This is a genomic window from Candidatus Deferrimicrobiaceae bacterium (genome assembly GCA_036504035.1).
In the GTDB taxonomy this organism is placed as follows: domain Bacteria; phylum Desulfobacterota; class Deferrimicrobia; order Deferrimicrobiales; family Deferrimicrobiaceae; genus JANXPS01.
This window is the reverse complement of sequence record DASXVV010000011.1, coordinates 279,928-290,346: the sequence shown is the minus strand read 5'-3', so window position 1 is coordinate 290,346 and position 10,419 is coordinate 279,928. Positions and strand designations below refer to the sequence as shown.

Here is a 10,419-nt window from a genome sequence, read left to right as displayed (position 1 = left end):
CATCGAGAAATGGCTCAAGAAGAAGGGCGATACGGTGCTGATGGGCGAGCCGATCGTTTCCTACACGGTCGGGCGGAGCAGCGAGATTAAGACCATCGATGCCCCTTACGACCTGACGATGGGCGAGACGCTGGTCGAATATTGGGACAACGCCGAAGTCGGCCAGACGCTGGCGACGGTGGTGCCGACCGTCAAGTAGTTCGCAAGGGGACCGATCGCCAGAGCCCGTGGCTTCGCCCGTCGATATCGGGGAGGCCACGGGCTTTTCGCGTTCGGGCCGAACCCCCCGTCTCTTGCGTCGCATCCCAGAAAACAGAGGTGCCCCATGGCCGGCGCAATCCGGTTCCACGAATACGGCGGGCCTGAAGTGCTGAAGTGGGAAACGGTCGACGTGGAGGCGCCGGGGCCCGGCGAGGCGCGTGTCCGCCATGCGGCGATCGGCGTCAACTTCGTCGACGTCTACCAACGGAGCGGGTTGTACAAGGTGCCGCTTCCGGCGATCGTGGGCAACGAGGGGGCGGGCGTAGTCGAGGCGGTGGGCGAGGGTGTGACGGAGGTCAAGCCGGGCGATCGCGTGGCCTATGCGATGGTCGCCGGCGCAGGCTGCGAAGTCCGCAACCTTTCCGCCGACCGGCTCTGCCGCCTCCCTGACGGGATCTCGTTCGAGCAGGCCGCCGCGATGATGCTCAAGGGGCTGACGGTCCAGTACCTGGTCCGGCGGACCTACAGGGTGCAGCCGGGCGACACGGTGCTGTTCCACGCCGCGGCCGGCGGGGTCGGGACGATCGCGTGCCGGTGGCTGAAAAAGCTCGGGGCCACGGTCATCGGCACGGCCGGTTCCGCCGGGAAATGCGAGACGGCGAACCGGAACGGCGCCGACCATTGCATCGACTACCGCAAGGAAGATGTCGTGGCCCGCGTTCTGGAGATCACGCACGGGGAGGGGGTGCCGGTCGTCTACGACTCGGTCGGCAAGGACACCTTCGAGACCTCGCTGCGATGCCTGCGGCCGTTCGGGTTGCTGGTGAGCTTCGGGAACGCTTCGGGCCCCGTGGCACTCTTCGACCTCGGGGTCCTGGCGCGGCACGGCTCGCTATACGTCACCCGCCCGACCCTGGCCTCGTATGCCGCCCGGCGGGCGGATCTCGAGGCCATGGCGGGCGAGTTGTTCGACGTGGTCCTGTCCGGCGCGGTCAAGATCGAGATCGGGCAGCGCTACCCACTCCGGGAGGCCGCCCGGGCCTATCGCGATCTCGAGGAACGCCGGACGACCGGCTCAAGCATCCTGCTCCCGGACGCCGAAGCGTCCGCCTGAGGCTATCTCGAGGGACGTTCCGCGTCCCGGTCCCGTTCCTGGTCCCGCCCCCCACCGCGCTCCTGCGACTGCGGACGCTGTGAGTCGCCTCGAGGCTCTCGGCCCCGGGGCTGGGCCTGCTGAGGCCGCTGCTCCCGTTGCTGCGGTCTCTCGACTTGTTGCTGCGGTCTCTGGGGCGGTGGCTGCGGCCGCTCGACCTGGGGACGTTGCGCCGGCGGCTGCGACCTCTGCACCTGTGGTTGCGGCCGCCGATCCTGCTGCGGTTGGGGCCGCTGATCCATCTGAGGTCTCCGGACCTGGGGCTCCGGTCGCCGACCCTGCGGCGGCTGTTCCCGCTGCAGGCGTTGGACTTCGGGCCGCTGCCGGTATTGCTCCTGCCGCTGCTGCCTCAGTTCCTGCCTCTGGGGCTGAGGACGCGGTTGATAGCCCTGGACGCCCCAGCTTCGCTGCTTTTCCCAATAGTGGTTGTTGTTCCAGCCCCGCCAGTTCTGCCGGAGCCGCCGGTCGGGGATCCGCTCGTAGTCCCACCGATGCCCTTGCCAGCTTCGTTCCCGATAAAACCCTCTCCAGCCCGGATCCACGTCGTAATAGAAGTCGGGGACCCGGTTGTAACGCCTCCAGCCTCGGTCGTGGTAATGCGAGCGGAACCAGCGGCCTTCCCAGGGGCGCCACCACCATCCGTCCCAGAAGAACAGGTCCGACTCGAGGTCGGGAACCACGTAGACGTCGGGCGTGTCGGGCAGCACGATCAGCTCCGGGGGAGCCACGAACGTGATGAGCGGGGGCAGGGAGATCCCCACATTGACATTGATGCCCGCCGACGCCGGCGCCGGAATGAAAAGGCCCATCCCCAGCAGGATCGATCCGATCAGCAATTTCTTCATATCGTCACCTCTCCTGGCCCGGCTTTTAGCGGACCTTGAGTATGATCTTGCCGCGCACGTGCCCGGCGCGGCTCAGTTCCTGCGCCTTGGCGGCCTCTTCGAGCTTCATCAGCTTGTACGAAGGAGGCTGGATTGCGCCCCCCTCCAGGAGCGTGGATATCTCGCGAAGCTGGTTCCCGTCCGGGGAGACGAAGACGAAATCGGCCTTGACGTCCGGTCTTCCCGCGGCACCGGCATCCGGGATCGAGATGACGGAGACGAGCCGGCCCCCGGGTTTCAGGACCCGGTAGCTGTTTCCCTGCACCTCGCCGCCGATCGTGTCGAAGACGACATCGATCCCCTCGGGGGCGAGTGCCTTGACCCGGTCGACGAAACTTTCCTCCCGGTAATCGATCGCCGCGTCGGCGCCCAGGCCCCGGACGTAATCGTGGTTCTTCCGGCTGGACGTCGTGAAGACCGTCGCTCCCGCGTGCTTCGCGAACTGGATGGCGAGCGAACCCACGCCTCCCGCCCCTGCGTGGATCAGCACCTTTTCGCCGGCCGTCAGGTGCGCCGTGTCGAAGAGCGATTGCCAGGCGGTCAGACCGGCCAGGGGAATGGTCGCGGCGCTCGCAAAGGAGAGGTTGTCGGGGATGCGCGCCGTCACGGCGGCGGGCACGGCGACAAGCTCCGCGTAGGTGCCCAGATGGACCTCCGGCTTCCGGCAGTAGGCGTAGACGCGGTCGCCGGGCGCGAAATCGGCGACCCCCTCGCCGACCGCGCGGATGGTTCCCGCGGCGTCCCACCCGGGGACGATCGGGAAGCGGTGCGGCAGCATGTCGGCCAGCATGCCTTCGCGGACCTTCCAGTCGACCGGGTTGACCCCGGCATATTCGACCGCGATCAGCACCTCGCCCGGCGCGGGGCGCGGGTCGAGGAGCGTGACGAGCCGCAGTCGCTCGATCCCTCCGAATGCGTCGATCGCGATGGCTTTCAAGCGTTTGTCTCCTTTCCGGACCGCCGGATCGCGTCGCCCACCGTCCGCAGGAGCGTCCCGGGGCTGAGAGGCTTCTGGAGGAAGGACGCCGGCGCGTCCTTGCCGCCCCCGTCGGAAAACAGGTTGTCGGGGTAACCGCTCATGAAGACGACCGGGACGCCCGCCGTGACCCGACAGATCCTATCGTACATCTGCCGGCCGTTCATGCGGGGCATGACGAGATCGGACAGCACCAGCGCGATCGTGTCGCGGTTCTCCTCGAACGCGGCCAGCCCGGCCTCGCCGTCCCCGGCATACAGGACGCGATAGCCGTTGCTTTCCAGGATGGTGCCGGTGATTTTCCGGACGGCTTCCTCGTCCTCGACCAGAAGGATCGTTCCCGTGCCGCGGGGGATCTCGGCCTCGGGGGTGACGACCGGGACCTCTTCCCCCTCGGGGAGGAGCGGGAGGTAGACCCGGAATGTTGTCCCCCAATCCTTCTCGCTGTAGAGGTGGATGTACCCCCCATGCTGGGTGACGATGCCGTAGACGATGGAAAGGCCGAGGCCGGTTCCCTTGCCTTGCTCCTTCGTCGTGAAGAACGGCTCGAACGCCCGCTTCTGCGTCTCGGCGTCCATCCCGACGCCGGTGTCGGAGATCGTCAGGACGCCGTACCGGCCGGGGCGCAGCTCGCGGAACAGCTCGGAATCGCGCTCCTCGCGGACCTCGATCGTGGAGGTGGCGATCGACAGGACGCCGCCCGAGGGCATCGCGTCGCGTGCATTGACCACCAGATTGACGATGACCTGCTCGATCTGCCCCCGGTCCAGGAGCACAGGGACGGGATGGTCGTGCCATGTGGCGCGGAACTCGATGTCCTCGCGGATCAGCCGCTTCAGGCTCTTCTTCAACTCAACAAGCACCACATTGATGTCCCACGGGAACAGGTTCGCCGGCTGCTTCCGGCTGAAGGCGAGCAGGCTTCGCGTCATCTCGGAGGCGCGCTCGACCGAGGCGACGATCTCGTTCGCCAGCGACTCGTTCTTCGAGCTCTTTTCGAGCCCCATCTTCAGGAGCGAGGCGCAGCCCAGGATCACGGTCAGGACGTTGTTGAAGTCGTGGGCGACCCCGCCCGCCATCGTGCCGAGCGCCTCCATCTTCTGTGACTGGCGAAGCTGCTCCTCGACGATCCGATGGTCGGTCACGTCGAAGCCGACCAGGGCAACCGCGGTGATCCGGCCTTCGCCGTCCCGCAGGGCGCAGGCGTTCCAGGCAACCAGTCGGCGCTTCTCGCCCAGGGTGAGGACCTCGCCCTCGAACTTCCGGGGGGCGCCCGTCCCGGCGACCGCGTCGATCTCCCGGGATTGAGAAGCCCGCTGCGAAGCGGGGACGAACAGATCGAGCCAGTTCCCGCCGACCGCTTCGGATGCCGTGCGCCCGGCCATCCCCAGGAGGAAGGAATTGCAGAACGTCACCACGCCCGCGGAGGAGACGATGAGCGTCGCCAGGGAAACGCTCTCCATCAGGTCGCTGAAGCGCTTCTCGGACTCGCGGATGGTCCGTTCCATCTGCGTTCGCTCCGCCATACCCCAGATGGTGTCCATCAGGAGCGTCAGCTGGCGCGCGTCCGTCTCGTTGTAGTCGGCCGGCTTGTCGGCCACTCCGAGGACCGCCACGACATACCCGTGCCTGAGGACCGGAACGGTCAGGAAGCGTTCCAACCGGGCGTGTCCTTCCGGCATCCCGTGGCGAAGGGAGTTCTCGGTCCGGAGGTCGTTCAGGAGGATGGGCTTTCGCCGGCGGACCGCTTCGCCCCAAAGGCCGGTCCTGGCAAGCTCGTAGTCGAACGAGGGTTCCGGAATTGGGTAGGAGGCCTTGTCGTCCTGCGCCCAGCCGCTCAGGGAAAAATGCTCCGTGCCTTCGTCGTACCGGAAGAGGTAGCCGATTTGGCTGCCCGTCAGCACAAGCGCTTCGCGGAGAGCGCGGTCGAGCATCTCCTGCGTCGAACCGAAGCGGGCCTGCGCGATCCTCAGCAGACATTCGAGGCGCGCCTCGTCGCGGCGGGTCTTCGCGTTGGCCTTTTCCAGGTCCGAGATCTTGTCGTTGAGCTTCCGGAAGAGCGTCTCGTTGTGCCGGCGAAGGAATTCTTCCTCCGCGTGCGAAGGAGCGATATCGCCTTCGGGCGCCGCTCGGCGGGCGGCGGCCACCTCGTCGATCGACCGGAGGAGATCGGCGGGCTCCATCGGCTTGACCAGGAAACGGTCGGCGCCGAGGCTCATGGCGAAATCGCAATCCTTCGGGTCGGTATAGGTCGCGGTATAGAAGACGAATGGGATCCCCCGGAGCGCCTCGTCCGCGCGTACCGCGCGGCAAAGCTGGAATCCGTCCATCACCGGCATCAGGATGTCCGACACGACCAGGTCGGCTCCCTCGTCCCGGAGCCGACGGAGCGCCTCTTCCCCGTTCCGGGCGGTGAGGATCGCGTGGCCGCTTCCCCGGAAAAGCGATTCGAGCATGTAGACGTTTTCGGGAATATCATCCACGACAAGGATCTTCATGTCTTCTCCTCGAGGAACCCGGCGATATCGCCCATGATCGTTTCGGGATTGATCGGCTTCTCGATGTACCCGGTGCATCCCGAGGACAGGAGGCGCTCGCGGTCGCCCGCCATGGCGAAGGAGGTAATGGCGACGATGGGGACCGCCCGGCCCGCGGCGGATTGCCGGATCTGCCGCGTCGCCTCCTGCCCGTCGATGCCGGGAAGCTGGATGTCCATGAGGATGAGGTCGGGCTGCTCCCGGAGGGCGAGCGCGACGCCATCTTCGCCGGTCCCCGCCCGGATCGCCCGGTGTCCCATCCGCTCCAGGATGAAGCAGATCAGGTACATGTTCTTCTCGTTATCCTCGACCACGAGAACCTTCTTCATGCCCCCTCCGTCGCCCGGGACGCCGGCAGCGTCGCGATGAAGACGCTTCCCCGCCCGAACGTGCTCTCGACCCGGATGTCTCCCTGCATCATCCTCATCAGCTTCCGCGAGAGGTAGAGGCCGAGCCCCGTCCCCTCGTGCTTCGGCGTCTCGGCCAGGCCGACCTGGCTGAACTGCCGGAACAGCTTGCCGAGGTCCTCCGGCCGGATTCCCGGGCCGGTATCCCGGACCGCCACCGTCGCCGTCTCTTCTTCCTGCGTCAAGGAAACCGACACGCTTCCCCCCTCCGTGAACTTGACCGCGTTCCCGACAAGGTTGATGAGTACCTGCCGCACCCTCCGCGCGTCGGCCTCGATCGGGAGGCGATCCGGCGCGTCGATCGACAGGGAGACGGACTTCTGGGCAGCCGCGACGCGGAACTCGCCCAGAACCTCCCGGGCGACCTGGGCCAGGTCGACCGGCCCGAGGTCCAGCCCGATCTTCCCGGCCTCGATCTTGCTCAGGTCGATGATGTCCGTGATCAGGTCGAGCAGGTGCCGCGCGCTCCCCTTGACCATGCCGAGCTGCTTGGCCTGCTCTTCGTTCAGCGGGCCGGCAAAGCCCTGCAGCAGGATGCCCGTGAAGCCGATGATCGAGTTCAGGGGGGTGCGCAGCTCGTGGCTCATCGACGCGATGAACAGCGACTTGAGCCGGTCGAGCTCCGAGAGCGTGGCGTTTGCCTTCTCGAGCTCGGCGGTGCGCGCCCGAACTTTTTGCTCGAGCGTCTCGTTGAGGTTGCGAAGCAGCTCTTCGGCCCGCTTCAGCCCCGAGATGTCGGTGATGACGCCGAGGCGCCCCTTGCGGCCCATGTAGTCGACGTCGTGCGACCGGACCACGATCGTGATCAGCGATCCGTCCTTCAGGCGGTGGTGCCATTCGCCGACGTAGGCGACCCCGGTCAGGCGGGAAGCCATCGCCACGACCGGCGCCTTCTCCTCCTCGGGGTAGAGGTCGGGCAGCCGCATTCCGCGGATATCGTTGTCATCGTAGCCGTACAGGAAATGGAAGGCGTCGTTCACGGCGAGCATGTCGAACGTACCCTTCTCGTAGATCAGCATCGGGGCGGGGTTCTTCTCGAACAGCTCCCGGTATCGCCTCTCGCTCTCCCGCAGTTCCCCCTCGACCCGCCGGCGCTCTCCCTCTTCGCGGACGATCAGCCAGGCCTTCGCGCCCATCGTCGAAAGGACGACAGCGGAGGCCAGCACGGCGACCAGGAACAGCGCCAGCCGGTTCCGGAACGAGGCAAGGGAAGCCAGGACTTCGTCGTCGGAAGAGCCCACGGCGACGGACCAGAAGGTGTTCCAGAGATGGACGGGCAGGTAGACCGCGTGCCGGTTGGCCGGCTTGGCGCCGTTCGGGCGGGCCGGCCCCAGCGTGTACTCCGCGATCCCCTCGCGTCCCGCGAGCATCTGCCGCGTCATCGCGAGGAAAGACGGATTCCCCTTTCCGATCGCCAGGACCGATTGCCCGACGAGATCGGGGTTGGGGTGATAAAGCATCGCCCCGTTTTCGCTTGCGACCCACGCATAGCCGGTCTTGCCGACCCGGATCACCTCGAGATAACGCTTCGCGAGACTCTGGAAATTCACGACGACGGCGATCGTTCCCTTGAACGCATTCCTTCGGAAGACCGGGACGTGGAGCGCCACGCCGTCGAAACCCTGGACCGTGCGGAAGACGTCGCTGACGACCGGCTTCCGTTCGGCCAGGATCCTGCGGACGTGCGCCTGCCCGGCGATGCTGCTCCCGATGGATCCCCTGAAGGGAACCGTGTAGAGGATGACTCCGGTCTCGCTGATCCGGGAGATCGACAGGACCTGGTCCCGGTGGGCTTCCTGGAAGAAGTCGAGGTCCGCCCGGCCGTCGGGCGTGACGTCGACGACATCGTCGATCCGGGCCAGCGAGGCCAGGATGGCGGTCCAGTTCCGGAAGGACTCCTCGATGCCGGACGCGGCTTGCCGGGCATGGATTCGCTGCCGCTCGTTCAATTGCTCCACGGCGTCCCGCTTCGCGTTTTCGAAGATGACGGTGAACAGGCCGACGCAGATGGCGGCCAGGAGGAACAACAGGAGGGCGAAGCCGGCCTTTCGTGCGGGAGCGGACGAAAAACGACCCATGGAGGACCACGCTATTCCTTCCCGTCGCCGGAGACGCCGAACGGTTCGGAGTTTTCCGGGGCGCAACTCACACCGGTTGGATTATATCCGAAATGAATCCTTTTTCCTGCAACTGCCGATATGCCTGGGGCGGAATCCGCGTCGTGTACGGATTTCAAATGAAGTTTCATGCGCTGCGTGACGAAAAGTGTAGATGTGGGCATTCGAACGAGCATTTCCCTTTACGAGGAACCGTATGAACCGATCCCGTGTCGCGATTCTCGCTTTCGCCTTCGCCTTCGCCGGCTGCGCCACCTCCCCGGAAGTCACCTCGTGGAACATGGCCAGGGAGGTCAACACCCCGGCGGCGTACCGGAACTACCTCGAGCGGCATCCCGATAGCGGCCACGCGGCAGAGGCCCGCGAACGTGTCGAATCGTCGAAGATGGAACAGGTCATGAAGGCCGACAGCGTGGCCGAGTGCGTCCGCGCCATGAAGGCGAATCCCGATCCCAAGATCGCAGCCACGGTGGCGGAGCTCGCCGCCAAGGCCGCCCGGAACGAGACGTCCGTCGAGGCGCTCTACGATTTCCTCGTTTATTTCAAGGGAAACGGCAGCGTCCCGGAGATCCGGAGCCGGGTCGAGGAGCTCGAGTTCAAGGGCGCGGGCGCGGATCCCTCCCCCGCGGCGCTCGAGTACTTCCTGCTCCGTTACCCGAAGTCGCGATATGCCGTCGAGGCGCGAACGCTGCTCGCCGAAAAGAGCTATGCGCAGGTCAAGGCCTGGGGAAGCCCGTACGGGTTCAAGGGATTCCTGGAGCGGTTCCCCGACAGCCCCCACGCGGCGGAGGTCCGCGGATTGATCCCGGGCCCGGCGTCCTCGACGGTCTCCCCGGTCTCCGGGGAGTCGCTCGCCCGGGCCGTCGAGAACAGCCCGGCGCTGAAGCGATACGCGGGCGCCCTGGCGCTGTCCGAGCGGATAGGGAAAGATCCCGCCGACGTCGATGCCCTGCGACGCGCGCTCTACGATCTCGAGAAAGGGGGCTCCCCGGGATTGTCGGAAGGCCTGGCGCCCGCTACGCTTGCAGCGAAGCCCGGATCGGGGGAGGCGCTCGGCGAGGCGCTCCGGACGATGGCGCGGATCGAGGAGCACCGGAAGGCGCTGGCGGCCCACTGGAAAGCCTACAGCCAGGGGGAAGAGATGGCCGGCTCCGCCATCGTCGCGAGCGAGAAGGTCGCCGACGAGCTGGAGGCCGCCGAGCTTTCCGAAGACGTGTTGGGCGCCGGTCCCCTCGGGGGGCTGGACGTCGGCAGGGAAAAGGGGTCGGCCTCGGCCCGGAAGGCGCTCGAGCGGTTCCGGCTGGCGCTGCCGGCGATCGCGCGCGACCGGGCCGACATCAAGCGGCAGCTGCTCGAGACCGACGGCTACTTCAAGCCGCTGCAATACTACGTGACCGGCGTCCTGGTCGCGCAATCGCTTCCCGGAGGCGGACGATGAGGCACAAGACCCTCAAGGCGGGCGTTCTCGCGTTGTGCATGCTCGGGGCGCAAGGGGCGGCGCTGGCCGAGAGCCCGCTCTTCCTTCCCAAGTCCGAGGCGGGGCCCGCGCTCATGTCCGGCTCCGAGGTGGACGCGCTCAAGAAGGAAGGGGAGGCGCTAAAGCGGAAGGCGGAGCTGCTGAAGACGGCGGCGGGCAAGAAATACGCGGCCTCGAGCGACCTGCGGAAGAAGGCCGGCGGATTCCGCTCCGATGCCACGGCCAAGGGCGATCTTCTGAGGAACCAGGCCGCGCAGAGCGCCGAGATCTCCGGCCTCCTCGGCGACATGTTCGGCCTCATGTCGGGGATGGGCGGGGGGGGCTTGTCGTCCAACGGGGCGCTCACCCAGGCGCTGACGGGCAAGATGATCCAGGGCATGCAGTCGGTGGACGCCAAGGGCGTGGCCGACGCGCACGGGCAGGCCGGCCAGATCTCAATGGATGCCGAGAAGAAGGCCGGGCCCCTCGAGATGCGCGCCGACGAGCTCGAGAACGAGGGGAATCGGCTCATGGAGGCGCACAACCGCCTCGCTGCCATCGCGAACGCGAAATTCCTGCTCGTCGCCTCCGAGGAGATCCTGAAGAAACTCGACGGCGACAGCCGTCGGCTGGATCGGCTCAAGGAGAGCTCCCGGGATCTCGCCGCCGCGATGGCGAGCCGCTGATC

The 10,419-nt window shown here is 66.7% G+C and carries 9 protein-coding genes; 4 read left to right on the top strand and 5 right to left on the bottom strand.

Annotated elements, in window-relative coordinates:
* Both VGK27_10355 and VGK27_10350 read left to right on the top strand, forming a co-directional pair.
* Positions 1 to 199: hypothetical protein (locus VGK27_10355; protein ID HEY3490504.1), on the top strand; the 199-nt coding region annotated here is incomplete at its 5' end.
* Between the two features lie 126 nt (positions 200 to 325).
* Entirely contained in the window at positions 326 to 1,315 is a 990-nt protein-coding gene (locus tag VGK27_10350) for a quinone oxidoreductase (GenBank protein HEY3490503.1), read from the top strand.
* A gap of 2 nt (positions 1,316 to 1,317) precedes the next feature.
* On the opposite strand, the gene VGK27_10345 is transcribed toward VGK27_10350, so the two are convergent.
* Genes VGK27_10345 through VGK27_10325 form a run of 5 tightly spaced genes read right to left on the bottom strand, consistent with a single transcriptional unit; the run spans position 1,318 to position 8,236 of the window.
* Positions 1,318 to 2,199 carry a hypothetical protein gene (locus VGK27_10345; protein HEY3490502.1) on the bottom strand — a complete coding sequence of 294 codons (882 nt, stop codon included), beginning with the start codon at positions 2,197 to 2,199 and terminating at the stop codon, positions 1,318 to 1,320.
* A 25-nt stretch (positions 2,200 to 2,224) separates the two neighbouring features.
* Positions 2,225 to 3,175 (bottom strand): NADP-dependent oxidoreductase, encoded by a 951-nt coding sequence (locus tag VGK27_10340; protein HEY3490501.1) that lies wholly within the window; start codon positions 3,173 to 3,175, stop codon positions 2,225 to 2,227.
* On the bottom strand, positions 3,172 to 5,712 hold the full coding sequence (locus tag VGK27_10335) for a response regulator (protein HEY3490500.1): 2,541 nt from the start codon (positions 5,710 to 5,712) through the stop codon (positions 3,172 to 3,174). Before VGK27_10335 ends, VGK27_10340 begins: the two co-directional genes overlap by 4 nt.
* Positions 5,709 to 6,080 carry a response regulator gene (locus VGK27_10330; protein ID HEY3490499.1) on the bottom strand — a complete coding sequence of 124 codons (372 nt, stop codon included), beginning with the start codon at positions 6,078 to 6,080 and terminating at the stop codon, positions 5,709 to 5,711. The genes VGK27_10335 and VGK27_10330 overlap by 4 nt, the downstream gene beginning before the upstream one ends.
* A complete protein-coding gene (locus VGK27_10325; GenBank protein HEY3490498.1) occupies positions 6,077 to 8,236 on the bottom strand; it encodes an ATP-binding protein in 2,160 nt (719 codons plus the stop codon). Before VGK27_10325 ends, VGK27_10330 begins: the two co-directional genes overlap by 4 nt.
* 235 nt (positions 8,237 to 8,471) lie before the next feature.
* Here VGK27_10325 and VGK27_10320 point away from each other — a divergent pair, with 235 nt between their 5' ends.
* Both VGK27_10320 and VGK27_10315 read left to right on the top strand, forming a co-directional pair.
* Positions 8,472 to 9,713 (top strand): hypothetical protein, encoded by a 1,242-nt coding sequence (locus VGK27_10320; protein HEY3490497.1) that lies wholly within the window; start codon positions 8,472 to 8,474, stop codon positions 9,711 to 9,713.
* Entirely contained in the window at positions 9,710 to 10,417 is a 708-nt protein-coding gene (locus VGK27_10315) for a hypothetical protein (GenBank protein HEY3490496.1), read from the top strand. Before VGK27_10320 ends, VGK27_10315 begins: the two co-directional genes overlap by 4 nt.
* Positions 10,418 to 10,419 lie beyond the last annotated feature (2 nt).

What these genes read in the sequence shown, in the direction of transcription:
- VGK27_10350 (HEY3490503.1), top strand. Translation starts at nt 326, where the DNA reads ATGGCCGGCGCAATCCGGTTCCACGAATACGGCGGGCCTGAAGTGCTG.
- VGK27_10345 (HEY3490502.1), bottom strand. Translation starts at nt 2,199, where the DNA reads ATGAAGAAATTGCTGATCGGATCGATCCTGCTGGGGATGGGCCTTTTC.
- VGK27_10335 (HEY3490500.1), bottom strand. Translation starts at nt 5,712, where the DNA reads ATGAAGATCCTTGTCGTGGATGATATTCCCGAAAACGTCTACATGCTC.
- VGK27_10330 (HEY3490499.1), bottom strand. Translation starts at nt 6,080, where the DNA reads ATGAAGAAGGTTCTCGTGGTCGAGGATAACGAGAAGAACATGTACCTG.
- VGK27_10325 (HEY3490498.1), bottom strand. Translation starts at nt 8,236, where the DNA reads ATGGGTCGTTTTTCGTCCGCTCCCGCACGAAAGGCCGGCTTCGCCCTC.
- VGK27_10320 (HEY3490497.1), top strand. Translation starts at nt 8,472, where the DNA reads ATGAACCGATCCCGTGTCGCGATTCTCGCTTTCGCCTTCGCCTTCGCC.
- VGK27_10315 (HEY3490496.1), top strand. Translation starts at nt 9,710, where the DNA reads ATGAGGCACAAGACCCTCAAGGCGGGCGTTCTCGCGTTGTGCATGCTC.